This is a genomic window from Paenibacillus sp. GYB006, assembly GCF_036577645.1.
GTDB lineage: Bacteria > Bacillota > Bacilli > Paenibacillales > Paenibacillaceae > Paenibacillus.
Genome location: NZ_JARBDA010000006.1, coordinates 43,537 through 68,365, shown reverse-complemented (window position 1 = coordinate 68,365; position 24,829 = coordinate 43,537). Strand labels below are relative to the sequence as shown.

21 protein-coding genes and 2 tRNA genes are annotated in these 24,829 nt (G+C 44.1%); 18 read left to right on the top strand and 5 right to left on the bottom strand.

Features of this window, described 5'->3' with window-relative positions:
• Nucleotides 1-21: 21 nt before the first annotated feature.
• The 3 genes from PV403_RS15270 to PV403_RS15260 all read left to right on the top strand — a co-directional run bounded on the left by PV403_RS15270 (nt 22) and on the right by PV403_RS15260 (nt 6,857).
• Nucleotides 22-3,261, top strand: coding sequence for a glycosyl hydrolase (locus tag PV403_RS15270; protein WP_332085181.1), 3,240 nt, complete (start codon nt 22-24; stop codon nt 3,259-3,261).
• 22 nt (nt 3,262-3,283) lie between these two features.
• Complete coding sequence (locus PV403_RS15265) at nt 3,284-4,573, top strand: Gfo/Idh/MocA family oxidoreductase (protein WP_332085180.1); 1,290 nt, start codon at nt 3,284-3,286, stop codon at nt 4,571-4,573.
• A gap of 226 nt (nt 4,574-4,799) precedes the next feature.
• The gene (locus PV403_RS15260; RefSeq protein ID WP_332085179.1) at nt 4,800-6,857 is read left to right on the top strand and encodes a glycoside hydrolase family 88/105 protein; all 2,058 of its coding nucleotides are present in this window, start codon (nt 4,800-4,802) and stop codon (nt 6,855-6,857) included.
• A gap of 86 nt (nt 6,858-6,943) precedes the next feature.
• Here PV403_RS15260 and PV403_RS15255 read toward each other — a convergent pair whose 3' ends face one another.
• Nucleotides 6,944-7,822, bottom strand: coding sequence for a DUF72 domain-containing protein (locus tag PV403_RS15255; RefSeq protein ID WP_332085178.1), 879 nt, complete (start codon nt 7,820-7,822; stop codon nt 6,944-6,946).
• Nucleotides 7,823-8,019: 197 nt separating this feature from the next.
• On the opposite strand from PV403_RS15255, the gene PV403_RS15250 reads away from it, so the two are divergent.
• Nucleotides 8,020-9,033: an MBL fold metallo-hydrolase gene (locus tag PV403_RS15250; protein ID WP_332085177.1), complete on the top strand. Its 1,014-nt coding sequence runs from the start codon at nt 8,020-8,022 to the stop codon at nt 9,031-9,033.
• A gap of 63 nt (nt 9,034-9,096) precedes the next feature.
• Here PV403_RS15250 and PV403_RS15245 read toward each other — a convergent pair whose 3' ends face one another.
• On the bottom strand, nt 9,097-9,675 hold the full coding sequence (locus tag PV403_RS15245; RefSeq protein ID WP_213535218.1) for a phosphatidylglycerophosphatase A family protein: 579 nt from the start codon (nt 9,673-9,675) through the stop codon (nt 9,097-9,099).
• Between the two features lie 121 nt (nt 9,676-9,796).
• Here PV403_RS15245 and PV403_RS15240 point away from each other — a divergent pair, with 121 nt between their 5' ends.
• From PV403_RS15240 to PV403_RS15230, 3 genes are all read left to right on the top strand, one after another.
• Entirely contained in the window at nt 9,797-10,852 is a 1,056-nt protein-coding gene (locus PV403_RS15240) for a GerMN domain-containing protein (RefSeq protein ID WP_332085176.1), read from the top strand.
• 98 nt (nt 10,853-10,950) lie between these two features.
• Nucleotides 10,951-11,706: a ribonuclease PH gene (rph, locus tag PV403_RS15235; protein ID WP_213535215.1), complete on the top strand. Its 756-nt coding sequence runs from the start codon at nt 10,951-10,953 to the stop codon at nt 11,704-11,706.
• A gap of 6 nt (nt 11,707-11,712) precedes the next feature.
• Entirely contained in the window at nt 11,713-12,339 is a 627-nt protein-coding gene (locus PV403_RS15230; RefSeq protein WP_332085175.1) for an XTP/dITP diphosphatase, read from the top strand.
• 103 nt (nt 12,340-12,442) lie between these two features.
• Here the strand turns inward: PV403_RS15230 and asnB are convergent, their stop codons facing one another.
• Nucleotides 12,443-14,287 (bottom strand): asparagine synthase (glutamine-hydrolyzing), encoded by a 1,845-nt coding sequence (gene asnB / locus PV403_RS15225; RefSeq protein WP_332085174.1) that lies wholly within the window; start codon nt 14,285-14,287, stop codon nt 12,443-12,445.
• A 179-nt stretch (nt 14,288-14,466) separates the two neighbouring features.
• Between asnB and PV403_RS15220 the strand changes: the two genes are divergently transcribed.
• The 4 genes from PV403_RS15220 to mgtE all read left to right on the top strand — a co-directional run bounded on the left by PV403_RS15220 (nt 14,467) and on the right by mgtE (nt 17,001).
• Nucleotides 14,467-14,802 carry a hypothetical protein gene (locus PV403_RS15220; protein ID WP_332085173.1) on the top strand — a complete coding sequence of 112 codons (336 nt, stop codon included), beginning with the start codon at nt 14,467-14,469 and terminating at the stop codon, nt 14,800-14,802.
• A gap of 18 nt (nt 14,803-14,820) precedes the next feature.
• Entirely contained in the window at nt 14,821-15,168 is a 348-nt protein-coding gene (locus PV403_RS15215; RefSeq protein WP_332085172.1) for a hypothetical protein, read from the top strand.
• 79 nt (nt 15,169-15,247) lie between these two features.
• Entirely contained in the window at nt 15,248-15,376 is a 129-nt protein-coding gene (locus PV403_RS15210; protein WP_332085171.1) for a hypothetical protein, read from the top strand.
• 245 nt (nt 15,377-15,621) lie between these two features.
• A complete protein-coding gene (gene mgtE / locus PV403_RS15205; protein ID WP_332085170.1) occupies nt 15,622-17,001 on the top strand; it encodes a magnesium transporter in 1,380 nt (459 codons plus the stop codon).
• Between the two features lie 149 nt (nt 17,002-17,150).
• On the opposite strand, the gene PV403_RS15200 is transcribed toward mgtE, so the two are convergent.
• Nucleotides 17,151-17,444: a DUF4870 domain-containing protein gene (locus tag PV403_RS15200; RefSeq protein WP_332085169.1), complete on the bottom strand. Its 294-nt coding sequence runs from the start codon at nt 17,442-17,444 to the stop codon at nt 17,151-17,153.
• A 144-nt stretch (nt 17,445-17,588) separates the two neighbouring features.
• On the opposite strand from PV403_RS15200, the gene PV403_RS15195 reads away from it, so the two are divergent.
• Both PV403_RS15195 and PV403_RS15190 read left to right on the top strand, forming a co-directional pair.
• A tRNA-Arg gene (locus PV403_RS15195) sits at nt 17,589-17,662 on the top strand.
• Between the two features lie 167 nt (nt 17,663-17,829).
• Nucleotides 17,830-18,084 carry a hypothetical protein gene (locus tag PV403_RS15190; RefSeq protein ID WP_332085168.1) on the top strand — a complete coding sequence of 85 codons (255 nt, stop codon included), beginning with the start codon at nt 17,830-17,832 and terminating at the stop codon, nt 18,082-18,084.
• A gap of 366 nt (nt 18,085-18,450) precedes the next feature.
• Here the strand turns inward: PV403_RS15190 and PV403_RS15185 are convergent.
• Nucleotides 18,451-18,524, bottom strand: a tRNA-Arg gene (locus tag PV403_RS15185).
• 238 nt (nt 18,525-18,762) lie between these two features.
• Between PV403_RS15185 and PV403_RS15180 the strand changes: the two genes are divergently transcribed.
• The 5 genes from PV403_RS15180 (at nt 18,763) to ispG (ending at nt 24,687) form a co-directional block, all read left to right on the top strand.
• On the top strand, nt 18,763-19,701 hold the full coding sequence (locus PV403_RS15180; RefSeq protein ID WP_213535261.1) for a hypothetical protein: 939 nt from the start codon (nt 18,763-18,765) through the stop codon (nt 19,699-19,701).
• Between the two features lie 133 nt (nt 19,702-19,834).
• Nucleotides 19,835-21,163, top strand: coding sequence for a trigger factor (gene tig / locus PV403_RS15175; protein WP_332085167.1), 1,329 nt, complete (start codon nt 19,835-19,837; stop codon nt 21,161-21,163).
• A gap of 436 nt (nt 21,164-21,599) precedes the next feature.
• Nucleotides 21,600-22,190 (top strand): ATP-dependent Clp endopeptidase proteolytic subunit ClpP, encoded by a 591-nt coding sequence (gene clpP, locus PV403_RS15170; protein WP_191802208.1) that lies wholly within the window; start codon nt 21,600-21,602, stop codon nt 22,188-22,190.
• Nucleotides 22,191-22,202: 12 nt separating this feature from the next.
• Entirely contained in the window at nt 22,203-23,462 is a 1,260-nt protein-coding gene (gene clpX, locus PV403_RS15165) for an ATP-dependent protease ATP-binding subunit ClpX (RefSeq protein WP_213535202.1), read from the top strand.
• A gap of 127 nt (nt 23,463-23,589) precedes the next feature.
• Nucleotides 23,590-24,687 (top strand): flavodoxin-dependent (E)-4-hydroxy-3-methylbut-2-enyl-diphosphate synthase, encoded by a 1,098-nt coding sequence (ispG, locus tag PV403_RS15160; protein WP_213535201.1) that lies wholly within the window; start codon nt 23,590-23,592, stop codon nt 24,685-24,687.
• Nucleotides 24,688-24,829 lie beyond the last annotated feature (142 nt).

Here is a 24,829-nt window from a genome sequence, read left to right as displayed (position 1 = left end):
GGCTTCAGGGAGGTTATCAGCATGTGGAATATAGGGACATTTCAGAATCCAGGAAATGAATATCGTGCTCATCCTTTCTGGTTCTGGAATGGTGAGATGGATGATGAGCAGATCAGACACCAAATTTCTGAGATGGAAAAACAGGGCGTAGGCGGATTTTTTATCTGTGCGAGACAGGGACTAACCGTCCCTTATCTCTCACAGGCTTGGTTTCATAAGGTGCGGTTTGCCGTAAAGGAAGCGAAGGCAAAAGGGATGAAGGTTTGGCTATACGACGAATATCCGTATCCAAGCGGCATGGCTGGCGGAGAAGTGACCCTTGAAATGCCGGAAGCAAAACAGCGTGCACTCATACATCACACAGGTAGGGTGAGCCATGGCGATAATGTGTCATGGACCTTGCCATGGGCGGTGATTCTGTATGCAAAAGCAGTGCCGGTTAGGGCGGACGGGACATACGAGTGGGAACAAACAATAGAACTTCGAAAACAGATCGGGAATATCCAGCTTCAGCAGGTATATCAGGAAACGGGACTTACTTCATATAATCGCAAGCGATTTTTCACTTATGAAACTGCGTTTCGTTTGGAATGGGAAGTGCCTGAAGGAGAATATGAAATCTTTATTTTCATGGAGCAGGAGATCGATGATTTTAAATATTACGGCAATTTTGTAGATCCTCTTAATGAGAAGGCGATGAAACGATTCATTGAACTGACGCATGAGCGGTATCAGGAGGAACTCGGAGAAGATTTCGGAACCGTGATTAAAGGGATGTTTACGGACGAAATTGCACCTCTTGGCCGAATTCCATGGTCACCGCAGCTGCCGTCTTTTTTCAAAGAAAGAACTGGTTATGATCTTATCGAGCAGCTTCCTGCCTTACTGCGAAGTGATGTACCCAAGGCAAAACAGACTCGGTATGACTATTATCAATCCGTTCATCTGCTGCTGCGAAAATCCGTTCATAAGCAGGCGCACGATTTCTGTGAACAGGCACAAATCGAATATGCAGCTGAGGTTCCATCCCTGCGAATGACAACACAGCTGTACAGTCATCTGCCAGGCGGTGATTCTGCTCATGAAAAAACAGGCCGTTCGCTTGAATATATACTACAGCGCTACGGACTGAATATGCGAGATAACCCGAAGATGGTTAGTTCCCTGGCTCGGCAGCTCGGCAGACCGCGCAATATGATCGAATGCTTTCATAGCGTAGGCTGGTCCATGACCTTACAGGATGCAAAATGGATGATCGACCGAATGGCTGCAATGGGCACGAATTTTTATAATTTCCATGCTTTTTTCTACACGATCAGCGGGCTTGCAAAACATGATGCACCTCCGTCCCAATTTTTACAGAATCCCTATTGGCCTTATTTCCGTGAGCTCGGAGATTATGTAGGGCGCATTAGCTATCTAATGAGTGAAGGGAAGGCAGATATTCGAATCGCTTTGCTTGACCCAACAACCACGTTCTGGACTCTGATGGGGAATCCACTGCATGGATTTGCGTACGGCGGAGAAGAGGAAGAAGAAAAAGCACAGCTTGATCAGCTCAAGGAAGACTGGCTGATTCTATCAAATCTGCTGCTTCGATATCGCCGTGACTATGATCATCTTGATCCAGAACTGCTTGCTGAAGCACAGATTAAAGAGGGGAACATCGAAATCGGTGAAGCATCCTATGAGGTGTTGATTCTGCCCCCTATGCTGAATCTGGAGGCTGCTGCCTGGAATCAGCTTCAAGCTTTTGTCAGCGCAGGTGGAAAAGTGATTACAACAGGGTGCCTTCCAGTTGAGTCAGTCGAACCGGGATCTCCGGGTGTCTTGGACTGGGAAAAACTTTGCAAAAAGAAGAATGTGTACTCTCTTCCTGTAGATGGAGCTATGGAACAGAAAATTTCAGAGTATTTACTACCACAGCTCGATGAATGGCTAGATGATGCTGTCGTACTAAGGGTAGAGAATGACCCTCTGCATATCCTTCAGCAGTTCCGCATGATCTCAGCGCATGAGGCTGTTTTATTCCTGACGAATCAGGAAGGAGAAACCTTGCAAGGAAAGTTGCAGATTGATAAGAAGGCACTGCTTAGCAGATTAGGTACGAATGCGGAGATTGATAATATCCAAGTGGACGTGCGGAACTTATCACTTCGTACAGGGGAAACCAGTGAAAGACGGTCTGTCACTGACCATAAAGAAGTGGAAGTTACACTTGCTCCTTATGAAGCGGTGATTTTCCTATTCGACGTTGTCCCGGCAAACGTGATGACGGATAGAGAACCGAAAATAGTACCGAGTCCATATCAAATCGAACTTCCTGTAGCAGGGGGGTGGACGGTAACTCCAGAGCAGGATAATAAACTGCGTATCGGTGATTTTTCATTAACCGTAATTGATTCGCTCGGGCAGGTACATATTCAGGACCTGGAAGTACAGGCTAAAACGTTCATTGAGCAGATTGCGGGTGAAGCGGGAAGCAGCCTGCCTCTCCAATTTGATCAAGTATTCGGTACACCGAAGAAAGCCAAAGTGGCTTATCCGCTAGATGCTGTTTATAAGTCTCCGTTCATATGTCATAGAAAAGAAGAGAACTGCTTATTATTTTTTGATGGAAGCGCCATCTCGGGGAATTACGTAATCGAAGTGAATCAGCACCGGCTGAGTGCTTCTGATTTCGCTCCTGTCTGGATCACGGATTATACCAATATCGGGACTGAGATTGCTCCATACCTTAAGGTAGGACTGAATGAGATACGTGTTTGCGTGGAAGTGACCAAAGACTATGACGGTATCGTAGATCCGCTCATGTTGTCTGGCGCATTCGGTGTTTACTACGAGGACGATATGCCTGTACTGGGAGCATTACCTGAATCTATGGATACCCTACTACCAGAACCGATGGCAGGTTTCCCGCATTATGCAGGGACGCTAAGTGTAAAACGGACCTTTGAATGCAGGGCGGTAGAAGAGCAGGGCTCCGACCAGTTTGAACTGTTATTTACGGATTTTCGTTTGCAAGATGTAATCGAAGTGCTAGTTAATGGACAATCGCTGGGGATTCGTGCTTGGTCTCCTTACTGCTGGGTGGGCAGTACCTCACTTCTTCGTGAAGGAGACAATGATGTAGAAGTAAAAGTTACCGGAACGCTGATTGGCCTGCTCGAAGGTACTTATTTTGATCAGGAGCAGCATGCCGCTGTAGATGTGAGAGTAAGACAAAATGAAGCACAGTTAACATCCCAAAGTACAAAATAGAAACCTTAGGAGGTAACATAAAATGAGCAAAAAGACTTATGCGGTTGTAGGTACGGGAGGACGAGCAGGATTTTTCTATACGGCACTGGCAAAGGATTATCGCGATCAGTCTGAACTTCTTGCATTTTGTGATACCAATCAGACACGTATGGATTATGCCAATAAAGTGCTGAGGGAGAAATGTGATTACCCTGAGGTACCTACTTATAAAGATACTGAATTTGAAACGATGATTGAAAAGCATAAGCCGGATACTATCATTGTTACGAGCATCGACCGAACGCATCACCGCTATATTATCCGAGCTCTCGAACTCGGTTGTGATGTCATTACAGAAAAGCCGATGACGGTTGACGAGGAAAAATGTCAGGAGATTCTTGATGCGGTAGAAAGAACCGGACGGAATGTTCGGGTGACGTTTAACTATAGATATGCTCCGCATCATACGAAAGCTCGTGAGCTGATCATGAACGGAACGATCGGCGATGTTCATTCCGTGCATTTTGAGTGGCTTTTGAATACTCGTCATGGTGCAGATTATTTCCGCAGATGGCACCGTGATAAACGGAACAGCGGGGGACTGCTCGTACATAAATCAACACATCATTTTGACTTGGTTAATTTCTGGATCGGCTCTCAGCCAGAGACCGTCTTCGCGTTTGGCGATTTACTCTTCTATGGTAAAGAGAATGCGGAGAATCGCGGAGAAAGCCATCCTTATCAGCGGGCAACAGGGAATGAACATGCGAAAGATGATCCTTTTGCATTGCATCTAGATGAGAACGAATCACTCAAAGCGATGTATCTTGATGCAGAGCACGAAGATGGATATCAGCGGGACCAAAACGTTTTTGGAGACGGGATTAGTATCGAAGATACGATGGGTGTCCTTGTGAAATACAAAAACCGTGCAGTCCTTACGTATTCCCTGAATGCGTATATGCCGTGGGAAGGATACCGTATTGCTTTTAACGGCAGTAAGGGACGGATTGAAATGAATATTGTTGAACAGTCCTATGTGAATGCAGGTGGAGACCGGGCGAACGAAGGTGCGCTGCAAGGACATAGTATCAAAGTATTCCCAATGTTTGATGCGCCTTACCTGGTTGATGTAGAGGAAGGAGAAGGAGGACACGGAGGAGGCGACCCAGTTCTTCTGAATGATCTGTTTGGTGAGCCGGTGCATGATCCATTTGACCGCGCGGCGAATCATGTGGATGGAGCACGTTCTATTTTGACAGGGATTGCTGCTAACAAAGCCATTCGTACCGGACTTCCTGTACAGATTGATGATCTTGTGAAGTTCTACTAGAGTATTCTCCGTGATGACGGACTCTATAAATTAAGAACAGAAGGGACTGGTCCTCATTCGATATTTTCATGCTAATGAAGCGATAGCGAGCCGTGTACCTGACTCGATACCAGAAGTGCTTGAGACCATCGCACAGCGATATATCGGGGATAATCCTAAGCATTCGTTTCTATTTCGCGCCTTTCATAGAGAAGGATTTAAGAGACTTTCGGATTATAGATATGAGATGGATCTCTGTGAACGTCTGCCGGAAGCGACTACCGGAAGTTATGCTTATGTATGGGGAAAGTTGTGGAGCGGACATCCGCAGGAAACGAAACTGAATATGAGTTTAAGCTGCTATAGTCCTGTGAAAATTTATGTGAACGGGGCCTTGTTTTTCACTTCGGATCTGCATCAGGAGCTATTTCCCGAAAGCCGTACTGCTCTGCAAATTCCCGTTCAGTACGGCTGGAATGATGTCATTCTTCAGTTTGTGAAGACTGATGTTGGGTTTGGTGGTGTCTTTGGTACAGGTTCGTTTAAGAATTTCCCTCTTCATTTTATTGTTCCAAGTCATGACCGGGACGGAATGGAAGGGTGGCTATATTCAGAAGCGTTTGAGGAACCTCCGGCAGAGCTGCCTCGCCAAGGGATGACCGAAGAAGAAACAGGGCTTACTTGGTATCCTCGGCAGCATTGGACTGAACTAGAGGACCATTCTGGAGTATTCGCAAGGCTCTATGGAACAGAGCAGCAGGCGGAAGCGTACGCCTGGACAACAATTGCTGTAAATAAGCCGGGAAGCACCCCTCTTTTATTGAAAGGCAGACACGACGGACCGATTACGGTCTACTTAGATGGAGCGATGATCTATGAATCAAAGGCATCTGAAGGAGAACTAACACTGCCGATTCAGCGCAAGTTCGGTGTTCATCATCTAGTCATTAAGGGAGCCTGTCTTGATTCTTCGGTTTCCAAGTGGGGATTTCATCTGGAGAAGATCGAGCAGGAGAGCGGGGCAGCACTGATCTCACCTTATCCAGTAGCGGGTAGCCGCGATCCATACTTATACCTAGGACCTTTTGAGCCGGGAACCAACCTGACCCCTGCTCAGGTTCAGGAAGTGCACCGTGTATTTGATGATGGTAAACGAGGCGTATACTATGAGCTGGATCAGCCAGGAACGACCATCCGGCCTTATCTCGAAAACACACATTATGGCAAATGGAATTATCCTTTAGGGGTTACATTACTCGGCCTTCTGCATACGGGAACGGAGCTTGGAAGAGAAGATTATATTCGCTATGGCGTAGATCATATTTCACTCAGTACTGCCTTTGATCAGTATGGGTTATGGGACAGAGCAATGTATGGAGCGGCAGGGATTAATAATCAGCTGTCAGCCATCGATAGTTTGGATGACTGTGGTTCTTTTGGATCGACGATGATGGCTGCGATGGATCTAGCGGATATTCCTTATGGAAGAGAGACAGCAGACCGTATTGCTACTTATATTACGGAGGAGCAAGAACGTTTGGAAGACGGGGCATTCTTTCGCCAAAGAGGCAGTGGTGAGATGCGCCAGGAGACAATGTGGTGCGACGATTTATACATGAGCACTCCTTTTCTCTCCCGTTACGCGCGGCTAACCGGGGATTCCTCATATCTAGAGGATGCGGTACAACAATTTTTGCTGTTCCGTAAATATCTCTATATTCCGAAACTGCAAGTGATGTCTCATGTATATGATTTTGTTAGAGGCAGTGCAACGGGAATCCCATGGGGACGAGGAAATGGGTGGGTTCTTTTCTCACTCACTGAACTTCTGGAGATCCTTCCTGAGAATCATGCGAAGCGCTCCGAACTGATATCTTTTTACAGAGATTTGTGTGAAGGTTATCTTCGTCTGCAAGGAGAAAATGGTCTGTGGCATCAGGTACTAAACCGTCCTGATAGTTATGAAGAAAGCTCTTGCACGTCTATGTTTATCTATGCTTATGCCAAAGGGATTCGTAACGGCTGGTTGACCGATCCTGCTCCGTATATTGATGCGGTATTCCAAGGCTGGAGAGGGCTGACTCGTGTTGCGATTGATGCGAAAGGCAATATTTACGGTGTCTGCCGCGGCTCAGGATATTCGTTTACAGCGGCTTATTATAAAGATGATTTAGGATGGAACCTAAATGATACACATGGAATTGGAATCGTGCTTCTTGCAGGTGTAGAAGCGCTTCGTTTACAAAATGAGCTTAAAAAAATAGAAGCTGCTGAAGCCGCAGCGGTTTCACCTCGTTCTTCTTAAGTGTGAATCCAAAGATTCGTTCAAATGATAAAAAAGGGTAAGAGGCTCATATAGAGTCCCTTGCCCTTTTTGTGTATAGCTCCTGACTAGAAGAGTTCAAGTTGCTCGGGTTCTTCTTCCTGTCTTTGTTTCACGATATCGGAAGCGAGAGGCTGCGGTGACATGCCTAATAAGGTCATGAGCTGTTTCGCATTAGCAGCGGCATCTCCGCCGGAGTTGTTGTTAAAAACGATGCAGATTTCTTTGCTTTGACGAGCTAACTTATCCAGTTTCAGCTTCCAATCGGCAAGTTCTTCTTCATTGTAGCGGTAAAGATATCTCACTTCTCTCCAGTTAGGAGCCCCGCTCTGATGCCAGCCGGCGGCATTTCTTCCATGGAACCGAATAATGGACAGGTCATCGTCTGTGGCAGATAGGATGGTAGGTATAGAACCTTGTCCTGCTTTAGGTTCATCGCAGATACTGTGAATCCAGCCTTCCCGGCGCATGAAGGCAAGTGTTTTAGCCTGCATGTCTCCTTCAAACCAGCTCTGGTGGCGAAACTCCAGTGCACAAGGAATTCCTTGCATACGTTCCTTGATCTCACGCAGTGTATTTACGTTGTCCCGCGTACAATCAAACCAAGGCGGAAACTGAAATAACACAGCTTTTAGTTTACCGCATTCGATCATAGGTTTAAGAGATTCGTTAAAAGCAGCATACATACTTTCTGTGTCTGTAAAGTAAGGTTTGCCGCGAAGATGGCCTGTCATCCCTTGATACGCCTTAACAATAAATGAAAAGTGTTCCGGTGTATCTTCGGCCCACTTTGCCATGCGATCTGCCGGCTGAACAGCATAGAAGCTGCTGTCTACTTCCACAATGGGAAAATGGGCGCTGTATTCGGCCAGTTTATCTTTGGATTTCGTGCCGGGCAGGTACAGATCATCATGGTCGCCCCAGCCCGTTAGGCCAATATGGATCATTAAGGTGTACCTCCTCGCCTCTTTTTTCTGGTAAGCTTTCTTTGTCCGCACATTATATAGTAAGTTTTATAGGGGTTCAAATGCGATAACCTCTACCATTTTAATACGACCTTACCTATCGGTTTGAAACAGACGGGAATCATTATATTTATATTTATATTTATATTTATGTCAGTTATAGAAGAGAGAGGAAACATATGAAACTGCCTGAGTGGACATTCCACGAGGAAGAACAATTGACACAGGTTAAAATCTCCATGTCCGGCCCATTACGATGGGTGAACAGTTATCTGTGGAGAGGGGAGACAGGTGTTGTCATTGTGGATCCTGGCCCGCGCAGCAATCAGACGGAAGAGGAGTGGCGCGTAGTCTGGAATAAACTATCGATTTCGCCGCAGGAGATTACGGATATTGTGCTGACGCATCATCACCCGGATCATTATGGACTAGCCGGCTGGATGCAGGAACAGACAGGTGCAAGCGTATGGATGTCTCAGAGGGCTCATCAGGAAGCGGAATTTATGTGGGGAAAAGCGGCGGAGATTAATCACGTTCTGCCCGCGTATTTTCGCAGCCATGGTATGACAGAGAAGTGGGCGGAGCAGCTGCTTCCTCACCTAGAAAGTTTCGATCCGCAGGTCACTCCTTCACCCATAGTCCAATATGTAAAAGAAGGTGATTTTGAAGTGGGAGGACGGAGATTTCAGGTCTTTGAAACTTTCGGGCATGCACCGGGACATTTGTCATTTTACGAGGTGGACCGAGAGCTGATCCTATGCGGAGATGCGGTTTTGCCGCAAATTTCACCGAATATAAGCTTACTGCCTGGCAGTGATCCAGAGCCCCTGCTGCATTTTATGCAAGGATTAGACGAGCTCGGAGCACTCTCTGTGCGCAAAGCTTTTCCAGGTCACCGCCATCCGATGAAATCTTTTCGTGAGCGTGTGAGTTCGCTGAAGATTCACCACGAAGAACGGCTGAATCAGATGGAGAGAATGATTGGTGAACAGCCGCAGACTGCATTTGAAGTTTGCATAGCCCTATTTGGAGAGAAATTTGGTATTCATCAAATGCGCTTTGCCATGGCAGAGACGTTAGCTCATCTGCAAGAGCTTGTTCGTCAGGGAAGAGTTGATCTCATTCCGATCTCAGAGCAGGGAAGAAAGCATCCGCTGTATGTTTATGTAATCAATACGAAGGACAACCCTTGATTAGAGAATAGGGTTGTCCTTTTTCTAATAACTTATCAATCTCGTGCAGCGATAGAGGACTGTTTATTTTTCGATTTCCATGATCTCTTCCATATCGTCTCTAACCGGATATCCGCCGAGTTCTTCTTCCCGCTCCGCTTGTTTACGGTGAGCAATCCGGCTGCTTGCTGAAGCAGCGACAGCACCTACAATATCGTCAAGGAATGTGTGAATATGACCATCGTTTTTATCGTTTAATTTCTCTAAAATTCCCGGCTTTAATTTGTCAATGTATCCGTAATTGGTAAATCCAATACTGCCATATACGTTCACAATGGAAAATGCGAGCACTTCATCCACTCCGTAAAGGCCTTCATCATGTTTAATCATATCCTGCAGCGGCGAGATGAGTTTGCCTTCTTCTGCAAGGATATCTAGCTGGATCCCTGTAATCACTGCATTTTGCACTTCGCGTTTCTTGAGCACTTGTTTCACGTTATGAATGCATTCTTCCATTGTGAGCTCTGGATAGTATTTTGATTGCAGCAGCATGACGAGTTCCGCAATCTCTTCTACTTTCACACCACGTTTCTCCAGCCATTCATTCGTTGCCTCGGCTACCTTTCGGCTGTTCAAGCTATAAGGTATATTGTCCAGTGTCATTGTCTTCACTCCTTTGTCAAAGCACAGTTTATCCCGTTTCTTTAAAATTTAGTTATTTTTTAAACAAGGGCTCGTATACATAGTAGTACAATCTGTACAAAATTGTTAGGAGGACATCGATATGAGTCGTTTCCAGCGCAAGGTTAAAATGATATCTGCAGCGGGGCTGATTACGGTTCCTGTATTACTTACAGGATGCGGTATATTTCCATCTCAAACTTCTGAGCCGATTGACGAGCCGCCTTCCATCATTGAATCTGCGATGATCAAGGCAGCCGAGGGAAAAGGAGGCATTCTTCAAACAGCGCAAGCTACGGTTTATTTGAAAGATCAGAATGGTCTACTTGCTCCTGTTACTATGTCACTTCCTACTTTTGGAGATTTAACCTTTGCAGAATCAGAACTCGCCGCACTCGTAACTGGAGGAGCTTACTCGGGGTATTTGCCGGAAGGATTTACAGGTGTGCTTCCACAAGGAACAGAAATTAAGGATGTAAGTATTGATACAGATAACAAGCTGGCTGTTGTTGAATTCAACTCCAAATTTACGGAGTATAAGCCGGAAGAAGAGCGTCAAATTCTTGAAGCACTCACTTGGACACTGACGGGAAACCCAGATGTGCAGAGCGTACAGCTGTGGGTAGATGGGAAGAAGCTAAACGAAATGCCAGTGAACGGAACACCGGTTGCACAGTCTTTAACACGAGGGATGGGGATCAATCTTGATCTTGGCAGTTCGCTGTCCACAAACTCAAGCCCTGTTACGGTATATTTTACCGACTCGACTCCAGACGGAGTAGAGTACTATGTTCCAGTGACGAGGTTAATAGAACCGAGTAACGATCGCCTCAAATCAGCTCTGACTGAACTCATTAAAGGACCGGGAAGCGGTGAACTGGATATGGTGCTGACAGCAGGCACACTTCTAGAATCGGTCGTAACTGGAGAAGATGGTATCGTGACCGTAGCTCTGCAGGATGATATTTTTGACGAAGGAGTTACTGTCCCTACTTCGTTGTTACAATCGGTTGTAATGACAGTAGCTGATAACTCAGGTAATCCGGATATCAAAGTAAAAATCACACTAAATGATCAGCAGACAGTAATGGGTGAAGATGAACAGAATTATGGTGAACCGGTAACGAAACCCGAGTATATTAATGAAATTCCAATTTAATGAATAATTCTTAACCTGTAAAGGTGCTTTTGATGGACCATTTTGGTAGAATAAAAAAGACGATTACAGGACGCTTAAGACGTAGGAGGCAGTAAAAGATGAGATCTAACGGACGCACCAGTGAACAGCTAAGGCCGATCAAGATGACCGCAGGTACCAACAAATTCGCAGAAGGTTCCGTATTTATTGAGGTGGGGGACACCAAAGTAATTTGTACAGCAACTGTGGATGAGAAAGTACCGCATTTCATGAAGGGACAAGGCAAAGGCTGGGTGACAGCTGAATATTCCATGCTTCCTCGGGCAACACAAACCCGTAACCAACGTGAGGCAGCTCGCGGCAAATTAACGGGGCGTACCATGGAGATACAAAGGCTCATTGGACGCGCTTTGCGGTCCGTGGTTGATTTGCAAGCACTTGGCGAGCGCACAATTACCCTTGATTGCGATGTGATTCAGGCGGATGGAGGAACACGTACAACTTCCATTACCGGTTCCTTTGTTGCGATGGCCATTGCGATTGACAAAATTGCTCAGCAGCATCGTTTGCCTGTATTCCCAATCACCGATTATCTTGCTTCGGTGAGTGTTGGTGTAGTAGGACAGGAAGCTATGCTTGATTTGAACTATGAAGAAGATTCCAAAGCGAAAGTCGATATGAATATCGTGATGACAGGCAGCGGAGAATTTGTAGAGCTGCAAGGAACAGGCGAAGAGAGACCATTCAGCCGTAAGGAACTGGACGAATTACTCAGCCTAGGGGAACGCGGTGTGCTTGAGATGATTAAGCTGCAGAAAGAAACACTTGGTCCGATTGCAATGAAGATCGGTTCACGTGGAATTGGGGAGGCTTGATTCTCCATGTTTCAGCTTGACAGCCCCATTGTTATTGTAGCCACTAAGAATAAAGGGAAAGTCCGTGAATTCTCCCATGCATTTGCTACGCTTGGTATAGAAGTAAAGAGCATGTATGACTATCCGGACTTGCCTGATGTGGTGGAAGACGGTGAGACGTTTGCTGCTAATGCATTTAAGAAAGCAAAAACCGTAGGCGATGCGCTGCATCTTCCTGTACTCGCTGACGATTCGGGCTTATGTGTGGATCGATTGGACGGAGCCCCTGGCGTATACTCTGCGAGATATGCCGGTGAAGATGCGAGTGATGCGGACAATAATGAGAAGCTGCTAAGTACACTCGGGGCTCTTCAGCTTGGTGAAGATACAGAGCAGCCTCTCCTTAGTCCTGCACGGTTTGTGTGTGCCTTAGTGCTATACGATCCTTCAACGGGAAACAAGGTGGAGTCTTTCGGTTCAGTAGAAGGGTTTATTACATCAGAAGGTGCTGGACAAGGCGGCTTTGGATATGATCCGCTCTTTTATTTGCCGGAGTATGACAAAACGATGGCTGAACTCAGCCTGGATGAGAAGCAAGCCATTAGTCATCGGGGAGCTGCACTGCGCGAACTGATGGCAAAGTTAAAGGCTTAGTAACACCCATGAGTACACAAATACCTTTCTAGGATCATAATCCAGGAAAAGAAGAGAGACCTGCCGGTGGCAGGTCTTTTTTATAATATATTACTGCGTCTTTCTAGCGAATCGCGACTTTGTAGGTCTTAAGCCAGAAGTTAACTTGCGTAAGATAGGCGAATAACTGAGGACCAGACATCAGCTGGCCAAACCATGGCAAGTTTGAAGACGCGTCTTTGGAAGAGGCGAGTTCTTTAATTTTCTTCACATCAAGCAGCGGCAATACCGGTGAATTAGGATCGTCCAGCACATCTAACATTTGCTGGCGTACTGTTGCCAAGTAGTTTGGATTATGGGTTTTAGGATACGGACTTTTTTTACGATAAAGCACATCATCTGGCAGAATGCCTTCGAGTGCTTTACGCAGGATTCCTTTTTCACGATCCCCGGTCATCTTCATTTCCCAAGGGACATTAAATACATATTCAACCAGACGATGATCACAGTAAGGGACGCGTACTTCTAGACCCACACCCATACTCATCCGGTCTTTTCGATCGAGCAACGTTGGCATAAAGCGGGTAATATTTAGATACGACATCACACGCATTTGAGCAGCTTTACCCGTTTCTCCTGCTAGAAGCGGCGTTTCTGCGACAGCATCCGAATAGCGATCATTTAAGTATTCAAGCGGACGAGTCCACTCGGCAATATCAGCAGATAAGAGACTTGCTCTCATTTTGGGCGCAACCGCCCAAGGAAAGGTGCCGGAGTTCAGCATGTCTTCACGATGGAACCACGGATAACCGCCAAATACTTCGTCTGCAGCCTCACCGGATATAGCAACCGTCGCTTTTTTCTTAATCTCCCGGCAAAATAAATAAAGCGAGGAATCAACATCCGTCATCCCCGGCAAATCTCTGGATAAAGTAGCTGCATTTAGTGCTTCCACAACTTCTTCTGTATCGAATTCTATAAAATGATGGTTCGTTTTCAGTTCGTCGACCATTCGCTGAATATAAGGGGCATCGGAATTAGGCTGAAAAGCGTGGGCTTTAAAATGTTTATCATTATCCACGTAATCGACCGAGAATGTATCAATGTTGCCTTGCCCTGTTCTTTTATAATAGTGAACGGCAAGTGCAGAAAGTGCACTTGAATCAAGTCCGCCTGATAACAAAGAGCCTAGCGGTACATCGGAAGCAAGTTGACGCTCGAGCGTATCTATAAGCAGGCGTCTTACTTCGGCAGCTGTTGCATCCACATCATCTTCATGCGGCTTGCTTTCAAGCTTCCAGTAAGCGTAAGAACGAAAACCATTTCTAGTGAACAAAGCGGCATGACCTGCTCGAAGTTCTTTCATTGAGGAATATACACCATGACCTGGTGTTCTGGCAGGACCAATAATAAAGATTTCCGCAAGTCCTTCAGGTCCAACCACAGCTTCCACAGCAGGGTGCAGCAGCAGGGCTTTTGGTTCGGAACCAAATACGAGTGTATCCCCTTGATGACTGTAGAAAAGTGGTTTTACGCCTAAACGATCCCGAGCCATAAAAATATGTTCGCGGCCGCTGTCCCATATAACAAAAGCAAAAATACCATTAAATCGGTCTACACATCCGGGTCCCCACTCCACATAACTTGCCAAAAGCACCTCTGTATCACAAGTGGTCTTGAATCGATGTCCACGCTGTTCCAGTTCTTTTTTTAGCTCCGGTGCATTATACAGCTCTCCGTTGTATACAAGGGTATACTGTTTGTCGCTGTGGTTCATAATCATTGGCTGGGCACCGTTCTCAGGGTCCATGACGCTCAATCTTCGATGTCCAAAGGCGCACGGTCCAGAGATCCATGTTCCTCCCGCATCAGGTCCTCGATTCGACATACTTTCAGTCATGCGAACAAGAAGTTCCGAGTCCTGCGTGAGATCATGATTCCACTGTATAAATCCAGTAATTCCGCACATGAGAGTTCATCCTTTCTGGTCGTTTCTTCCACAGAAGTTTGTCTTTAGGGAGTGGGGAGCGGTCCTACCTTATATTTCTATTCTCACAGTAAAACAAATATATGCCGAATTCAGGCATAAAATGTCTGTCCGCATCCGAAACTATAAATGAGAAAACTATGCATGAGGAGCGATGAACATTGCAAAAGAGCCTGTATTTCGTGTCGGTAGGAGGACGATCCGTTCTTGCTGACCAAAGAGCTGCTTCTTACGAGTGGATCATTCAAGCAACGCCTGAACAGGCAGAGAATCTGCAAGGGCTGCTAAGTTTAATGCAGGAAAAAGAAGAAGAGGCCTTTCCCGGATATGTTTTTCCATGGCCCGATACAGAAGAAGCCTCCGTCAATGTGTTATATGAGGAAGCACTTCAAAATGTGTATAACGAAATTTATCGGTTGGGAACGAATGACACGCGAAGTCATTTGTCGCAATATGGCATCGTACGAGATTACGTCAATAGACAAGACTTTCATTAACGGAAGGAGAAGGGGAATATGTATGTCATTCAGGATGCGAAAATAACAAAAGAACTGGAGCTAGATGGTCGATCTTGTGTAGAAGTTGCCGTAGAACCCGCCAGAATGGGAGATCCCTCTTTACTGTTATACATAACAGGCAGTGCAGACGGATCGCTGGATCTCCATAGAATCATAAGAAACCATCATGATCTTACACTGGACTGGTATAACGATAATGAGAATACCGCTTTTGAGGATGCGACGGAGATTGCTTTTGAGAATCGTGTAGATATGGTGGCAGAGCAGGAAAAAAAGCAGTTCATGCAGTCTTTGCTAAGTTATGGATCTATAAATCAGGATTTACGAAATCGACTTTTTAGCTAAAAATGATGCAAACAATTTTGATTATGAAATGCGACAATGACACATAATACTCCTGTAACCCGGGGAGGTGAACTGAAAAGTGACTTCAAAGTACAAGAAAAGTAAGGGAAACCGTTATAAGTTTAATAATGAGTTTGCTGAGGAAGTACTTGCGAAGAATAACCAACATGAAGTACATCGTAACCCGATGCGCTTCGGGAACAAATAACCCGGGCTGCAACAGACGCCTCCACTCTTTCTTTAGGGAAGGGTGGAGGCTGTCTACTTAGAAAAAGGAAAATACATACAATAACGTATTACAGAAAAAAGCCGGATAAGAAGAAATTATTGATTTGGTTGGTTTTGCATTTCCCAGCTCGGGTAAAAGTTTACAAGGTAAAGAATTATTTTTATAGACAAGCAGTGTGCGGTTGTAGTCAATATATTTTGTATCAGGAACAGAAGGTGATGAAAATGAGAAGACGAGATAAACGTAGTAGAGAAGAAGACCTGCATGCCCTGACTTTAAGCCTTGAAGAAGCTATAAAAACGGGGCGCATTAATGAGATGGTAAGTGAGCTTGAAGAATGGGAACCTTACGATCTCGCTGTTGTTTACGAAGAGATAAATGAGGCCTATCGTCCGCAGTTTATGAATGCTCTTGAGATTGAGACTTTGACAGGGATGCTGAGTGAACTTTCTCCCATGGTTGAGGTAAGTGCACTGTACATACTTAGTAAGGAAAAGGCAGCACAAGTTCTAAATCGGATGGATAACGATGACCTTGCCGATTTATTGGGCGAGATTCCTGAAGAGATGAGAGAATATATGCTCTCTATTATGGAAGTGACGGAGAGAGAGACCGTTCGTGAGCTCATGAACTTTGGTCCAGAGACAGCCGGGGGCATCATGACCAACCGTTATGTATGGTTTTATGCCAAATATACGGTTCGTGAAGCGGTAGAGAAAGTAAAACATTTTGCAGATCTGACGAATGATATACAAGATCTATACGTGCTAAATGAAGAGAAAGAATTGATTGGTCTGACAACATACCGTGATTTGGTACTAGCTCAGGCTACAGATCTCATTGAGAACTTGATGCGCGAGAATGTAGTCAAGGTTCCGGCCGATATGGACCAAGAGGAAGTAGCCCATTTATTTGAACAGTATGACCTTGTGTCTATGCCGGTTGAAGATGCAAATGGAAAATTGATCGGGGTTGTTACTTTTGACGATGTCCTTGATGTATTGCGGGCAGAAGCAAATGAAGATATTAACAAATTGTCAGCTACTGACAAAACGATCGATTTTAATACGCATCCATTGACCGCTGCCAAGCGCCGTTTGCCCTGGCTCATTATGCTCTTGTTTCTTGGTTTGTTATCGGGTAGTATCATCAGTATATTTGAGGGCACGCTTAGTAAAGTTGTAGCTCTAACCTTTTTTATGCCAATGATCGCAGGGATGACAGGAAATACGGGAACACAGTCCTTAGCCGTGGTTATTCGTGGACTTAACCCTCAAACAAAAATGAATCGGAAGACCATTACCCGCTTGTTGCGGCGAGAATTACTCGTAGGGATTATTATTGGTGGGATCTGCGGTATCAGTGTTGCGCTTGTTGCTGGTTTCTGGCAGACGAGTTTTGCATTAGGGGCAGTGATTGGATTTTCGCTCCTTCTGACGATTATTATTGGGACGATGGCGGGAACGATCATCCCTATTATATTGTACAAGCTGAAAATAGACCCTGCCGTAGCTTCCGGTCCGCTGATCACTACACTGAATGACTTATTCTCGTTATCAGTTTATTTTGGCACCGCTACTGTTTTTATTTCTTATTTAACATGATTGAATCATCGAAAGGTATTATGAAATTGATTCGCTTGAATAAAAAAAGCAGTTGTTCCAAAGCTGTACTCTATTGTTAGATACAAATAACAATGGGAGGTACACTTCACAGGAATCAACTGCTTTCTTTTCTAAATTACAGCAAGGAATTAAGCATCATCGCGGAGCACCTTAATACCTTGAAAGATATTATAGATAAAAACAGCAATATAAATAATGAAGAAAAGGATCACGTAGCCGATAATAGAAGTTGTATGGTTCGCATTAAACATGAAGATTAACAGCGGAATCAGCGCAAGAAAAGGAAACACATGTGAGAAGAATGCTTTTTTTGCATGCCCCCTAACATAGTTATCTTGTGCAATAATCCATACAATGAGTGGAAGCAAAAATGGGGCGAAGAAAATACTGAAATAACTCAGAGATGACAGTAGTTGTCGCATAAGCTACGAACGCTCCTTTGTTGTTTTGTTATATTTACATCATATTACCCTGGCATGCCCAGGATGATACTTAAAAAAATGCTTTGACAAATAGTGATTTTACGGTATAATAAATCTCGCACGTGAAAATTAACTACATAACTTGTCTCAGTAGCTCAGCAGGATAGAGCAACGGCCTTCTAAGCCGTCGGTCGGGGGTTCGAATCCCTCCTGGGACGTACAAAGAAAAGACATATCTTGAGATGTCTTTTTTGTTTTTGTTATTACTTTTGTAGATCGCTGATCTAATCAGAGCATTGTATTACCGCTATGAAGATAAGAAATCACAGTGGGAATAGAACGTGGAATTTGCGGCAGATATACGTTATAAGGGGAGAGGTACGCTTTGAAAAAATTTGCTGTGTGGATGCCCTTCGTAGCTTTTTTAGTGGTATTGTTGAACTATTTTGGTCTAGATGACTACAATATTTTGCTTATGGGTGTTAGCCCTGTTGCTTGGTTCATTGAATTTGTACCCAACATGAATCGTGTACATATTTCTTCTTTTGTTGTATACATGGTTGCTGTTCTTTTCTGGATGCTGATCGGTATGTTATTGGATCGATCCATTAATGGCTTGAAGAAGAGATCAGTTCAATAGCGCAGGAACTTATCATACATGGTAGATATACCTTTCATACAAAAAGAGAGACATCCCGTTGAATGTCTCTCTTTTTGTTATTTATATAAAGTCCCAGGAGGGATACAGCCTTGCAGGCTGACTGCGAAGGAATGCTCCCGAAGAAAAGCTCCGACGCCCCCTTGTAGGGGTTCTCATCCCCAGGACATAAAAAAAGGCATCCAATAAAGGATGCCTTAATAATTTTACGTCCCAGGAGGGATACAGCCTTACAGGCTGACTGCGAAGTAAAGCTCCCGAAGAAAAAGCTCCGACGCCCCCCTTGTAGGGGTTCTCATCCCCAGGACATAAAAAAAGGCATCCAATAAAGGATACCTTTCGCATTTACGTCCCAGGAGGGATTCGAACCCCCGACCGACGGCTTAGAAGGCCGTTGCTCTATCCAGCTGAGCTACTGGGACAAATTCAAGCGCGAAATAGAATATAACATATATAAAATATAAAATCAATAGTTATCGTAAAAATAAAATAAAAAGAGTGCAGTGATTTTTCTGCTTGTTCTGATTATTTTATAAAATGGAGAACTCTATGTTTTTTCTTTGTCACTTTCGGTTATTCTAATATATTAGTGCTATACATAGTCTACGGGTTTCTATATAATCAACGAGTCGCTTTAAGCTTCCGGGTAGAGAGGAGGTAATCTTAATTAAAGATACAAGTTCGCACACTACAGATAAAAATATTGTATTGTTTCCTAAGACACTAGACTTTTATCAGATTCAGCTCACCGTTATGCTGGAAAATGAGCGCTATGCGGAAGCGATGAATTTGCTTGAATTTCTGCTTCAGTGCCAGGGACAGGATCAGAGAAACTATGAAGAATGGGGAGCGCTACTTGAATGGCTCAGGGCAGCCTTTCCTCAATATATAAGTGCTGATGACAATAATCCGGTTTCTGAAGAAGAGGATGAAATTGAAAGTGAAGAGGATTTAGCACGCCAAAATGCGAAGAATAAGCTGGCTGAAGACGGAGATTATGCGAATAAATTACTGCGCATTCTGAAGGATGAGCCGCTGAGTGAACAAACGATGCTTGCGCTTGACCAGTTAGCATACGTAGACGTGCCGAGCGTTGATGAGTCACTTAAAGAATGGATTGAACATAGCAGATTACATCCATTACTCCAGTTCAGAGTACTTCAAACCCTGCGAAAAAGAGGGGCTGACTTTCATGTTACTCTGCAAAGAGGAACAGAGAAGGTCGAAGTAGAAATAGAGACAGTACCTCTGACACCAGAAGATTTCCCGCATGCTGTTCTTCGGATTCTAGAACGTGTCGCAGATCAGACAGAAGTTCACGAGCCTACGCTATTTTATTTCGCTCAGGAACTTTGGTCGCAGTATATCATGGCCGTTTTTGGAACAAGTGATTACCGCTCTATGCTGGAAGGCGATGAATCCATGCTCGATATGTGGGCTGCTGCACTTCATGCAGCGGTGGCCGAGAGTTTGGGAGGTTCGCACAATGAAGAAGAGATTCGCACCCTGTATGGGATTACGAGCGAGGTTAGGTTCCGATTTGAGCAGGCGTATCGCTCAATTAAGCAATTTGTTTCAGGAGGACTGGGCACAAAATAGGTTATAAAACTTTTCCTGCTGTGTTTACAAGGGTTTACCCTTGAAATTGCATTTAATGTTGTTTATACTAAAATGGTTATTTTGTACGCGCTTGACAATGGTTAACACGTGAAATTTGGAGGGGAAAGCATAAATGAAAGCAACTTGGGAAAAAATAGAGAAGAACCTTGGGGTTCTTGAAGTTGAAGTAGAAGCAGATCGTGTAGCTGCTGCTCTCGACAAGGCTTTTAATAAAGTCGTTAAAAAAATAAATGTACCTGGATTCCGTAAAGGTAAAGTTCCACGTTCAATCTTCGAAGCACGTTTTGGTGTAGAGAGCTTGTACCAGGATGCAATTGACATCCTTCTTCCAGAAGTATACACGGAAGCTGTTGATCAAACAGAAATCTTCCCTGTAGAACAACCAGAAGTAGATGTTGATCAATTTGCTAAAGGACAAACATTCAAGTTTAAAGCAAAAGTTGTAGTTAAACCTGAAGTTGAACTTGGCGAATACAAAGGTCTTGAAGTTCCTAAAGTAAGCACTGAAGTTTCTGAAGAAGAACTGACTGCTGAACTAGAGCGTCTGCAACAGCGTCATGCTGAACTTGTAGTCGTTGAAGAAGGACAAGCAGCATCTGGCGATGTTGTTGTTATCGACTACGAAGGTTCTGTTGACGGTGAACTTTTCGAAGGCGGATCTGCTGAGCGTCAATCTCTTGAACTTGGATCTAACACGTTCATCCCTGGTTTCGAAGAGCAAGTCATTGGTCTTGGAACAGGCGACAACAAAGACGTTGAAGTGACATTCCCTGAAGAGTACCATGCAGCTGAACTAGCTGGTAAAAAAGCGGTATTCAAAGTGAAAGTACACGAAATCAAACGTAAAGAACTTCCTGCACTTGATGATGAGTTCGCTAAAGACGTTAGTGAATTCGACACACTTGTTGAGTACAAAGAAGATCTGAAAAAACAACTTGCTTCCCGCAAAGAAGAAGAAGCAAAAGCAACTCAAGAAAATATCGTAGTTGAAAAAGCGGCTGAAAATGCTGAAGTTGAAATTCCACAAGGAATGATCAACAGCGAAGTTCGCAACATGATGCGTGACTTTGACAACCGTCTTCGTCAACAAGGTATGAACCTTGAAATGTTCATGAGCTTCTCTGGTCAAACAGAAGCAGATCTTCAAAACCAAATGAAAAACGATGCTGAAAAACGCGTTCGTAACAACCTGGTTCTTGAAGCAATCGGTAAACAAGAGAATCTTGAAGTAACAGAAGAAGATGTAAACGAAGAGCTGAACAACATGGCTGCTTCTTTCAAACGCTCTGTTGAAGAGATTCGTCAAATTCTTGAAAGCAATGGTTCTCTCGACAGCTTGAAAGAAGAAGTATTGCTTCGCAAAACAATCGACTTCCTTTTGGCAAACAGCAAAGAGGTAGATGCTCCTGCTGAAGAAGCTAAAGAAGAAGCGGCTGAATAATCACTCACATATGAGCATGTAGTATAAATCCACGACCAAGAATGGATATGGATTTATGCTGAATGTGAATCACGTATATCAGATAAGGCACGTAATGTTTTTTACGTGCCTTATTTTTTCTAAGTAATACCCATTTTATAGCAAATTTTATTATTAGATGGATATTAATTAATATGCGTGATAATTTTTATATCCTTCCATATACTTAATATATAGGTCTTTACTCTATATGCCGGAAGGCGCATTTGCACATACATAAAAAAAATGGTTAAATATGATCAAGCTTTCTTATTATTGGTTCATGTGAGAAAGCGGATCTATATGACATGAAACAGGGAACATGTTAAAATAAGATGGACTGTAATAATGTTTGCAGATTCTTATGTTTTCCCTGACTTGTGCGGTAAAGATTCTATTATGGAAAAGAGGTTTACACATGAGTCTCGTACCTATGGTTGTTGAACAAACGAATCGCGGAGAACGTTCATACGATATTTACTCTAGACTGCTGAAAGATCGGATTATCTTTCTCAGCGGTGCAATAGATGATGATGTGGCGAATCTTGTAATCGCCCAGCTTCTTTTCCTGGCTGCAGAAGATCCGGAAAAAGATATCAGTTTATATATCAATTCACCTGGTGGTTCTGTTACAGCGGGGTTGGGTATATATGATACGATGCAGTTTATCAAGCCAGACGTATCCACGATCTGCGTAGGTATGGCTGCCAGCATGGGTTCGCTGCTATTAACAGCGGGTGCTCCTGGTAAGCGATATGCACTTGAAAACAGTGAAGTTATGATACATCAACCGCTGGGCGGAGTCCAAGGTCAGGCATCCGATATTCAGATTCATGCTGACTGGATCATTAAGACTCGTCAGAAACTGAATCAGATTTACGTGGAGCGTACAGGTCAACCCCTTGATAAAATCGAGCGTGATACGGACCGTGACTATTTCATGAGTGCGGAAGAAGCTTTAGAGTACCGTATCATTGACCAAGTACTCACCAAACCGATCAATTCTTAAAGGGGTGGTTATATGTTTAAATTTAACGATGAGAAAGGACAATTGAAATGTTCTTTCTGCGGTAAATCCCAGGAACAAGTCCGCAAGTTGGTAGCGGGACCAGGGGTGTATATATGTGATGAGTGTATCGAGCTTTGCGCGGAGATCGTGGAAGAAGAGCTCGGTCATGATGAAGAGATCGATCTGAAGGATATTCCGAAACCAAAAGAGATTCGTGATATTCTCGATCAATATGTAATTGGTCAAGATCAAGCGAAGAAATCATTGTCTGTAGCGGTTTATAATCACTACAAACGGATTAATACGCAGAGCAAAGTTGACGACGTGGAAATGTCGAAAAGTAATATTTTGCTTTTAGGACCAACAGGTTCTGGTAAAACTTTACTTGCTCAAACAATGGCTAAAATCCTGAATGTACCGTTTGCAATTGCAGATGCTACGTCTTTGACGGAAGCAGGTTATGTGGGTGAAGACGTTGAGAATATTCTTCTTAAGTTGATCCAAGCAGCGGATTATGATGTAGAAAAAGCAGAACGCGGCATCATTTATATTGATGAAATTGATAAAGTTGCACGTAAATCGGAGAACCCTTCGATTACACGTGACGTTTCTGGTGAAGGTGTGCAGCAAGCTCTCCTCAAAATTTTGGAGGGTACGGTTGCTTCTGTACCGCCGCAAGGTGGACGTAAGCATCCACATCAAGAATTTATCCAGATCGATACAACGAATATTTTATTCGTTTGCGGCGGTGCCTTTGATGGACTGGAGCAAATGATTAAACGCCGTATCGGTAAAAAGGTAATTGGATTTAACTCTGCAACAGAGCAAAAGGACTTGAAACCAGGAGAATACCTTGGTCTGGTTCTTCCAGAAGATTTGCTCAAGTTCGGTTTGATTCCGGAATTTGTAGGACGTTTGCCAGTCATCTCTACTTTGGAGCCGCTTGATGAAGACACGCTTGTTCGCATCCTGTCTGAGCCGAAGAACGCACTGGTTAAACAGTACACGAAAATGCTCGAACTCGATAATGTTACTCTTGAGTTTGAACCAGGAGCACTTGAGGCCATTGCTCGTGAAGCGATCAAACGGAATACAGGAGCTCGTGGACTTCGTGCCATTATCGAAGGCTTATTGCTTGATGTAATGTATGAAGTGCCATCTCGTGAAGATGTAACCAAATGCGTAATTACACAACAGGTTGTTGAAGAAAAAACAGCACCTGAATTACGTAGTGGAGATGAAAAAGATAAAAAACAGGAAGAAAGTGCGTGATCTGGGCTGATCCCACTTATCTAGTTTAAATAATTTAGTCATACCTCCACTGGTACAGGGGCTTATTACTGGATATTCCAGTCCTCTTACTAGTGGAGATTTGACGTTATGGGGAGAGAAAGCCATCATGTTTCTGAGACAGGATACACGTCCCGTAAAAGTTGGAGATATTACCATCGGTGGAAGTAACGAAGTAATTATACAAAGTATGTGTACGACAAAAACAGCCGATGTAGAAGCAACCGTTGCTGAGATCTTGCGTCTGGAAGAAGCAGGTTGTCAGATCGTTCGCGTAACGGTAAATAATGACGAAGCAGCAGATGCGATTAAAGAAATCAAGAAACGGATTCATATTCCACTAGTAGCGGATATTCACTTTAACTACAAGCTGGCTTTGAAGGCGATAGAGAACGGGATTGATAAAGTTCGTATTAATCCCGGGAACATCGGTCGCCGCGAGAAGGTAGAAGCAGTAGTTGAAGCTTGCAAAGCAAAAGGTATTCCGATTCGTATTGGAGTCAATGCCGGTTCTCTTGAGAATCATTTGCTTGAAAAGTACGGATACCCAACGGCAGATGCGATGGTAGAAAGCGCACTTTATCACATTGGTATTCTAGAAGAGCTTGATTTTCACGATATTATCGTATCCCTGAAAGCATCTGATGTACCTATGGCGATTGAAGCTTATACCAAAGCGGCTCAGGTTATTCCTTATCCGCTTCATCTTGGGATTACGGAAGCCGGCACCTTATTCTCCGGAACGATTAAAAGTTCAGCGGGAATGGGAGCACTTCTTTCACTCGGCATTGGTTCAACGATGCGTATTTCACTAAGTGCCGATCCGGTAGAAGAAATCAAAGTAGCAAGAGAACTGCTCAAAGCGTTTGGTCTGATCTCGAATGCAGCTACGCTCATTTCTTGTCCGACTTGTGGGCGTCTTGATATTGATCTATTCTCCATTGCAAACGAAGTGGAAGAATATATCTCACAGATTAAAGTACCGATTAAAGTATCTGTACTCGGCTGTGCGGTGAATGGTCCAGGGGAAGCAAGAGAAGCAGATATCGGTATTGCCGGTGCCCGGGGAGAAGGATTGTTATTCCGTTATGGAGAGATGATTCGCAAAGTACCTGAGGCTGAGATGGTTAATGAACTCAAAAAAGAAATTGATAAAATTGTGGTTGCCTATGAAGAAACAGGGGTTATCCCTGGCCGTAAGCACTAATTATTATTATCTATATAAGATAAGCCAACTTTCCACCCGCGAAAGTTGGCTTTTTTTGTTTTTCTGTTCCATTTCATCCGTATTTTACGTTTACCGCAAAGGGAAAAGGCTATACTACCAAGTATCGAACTTTTTACGTGGC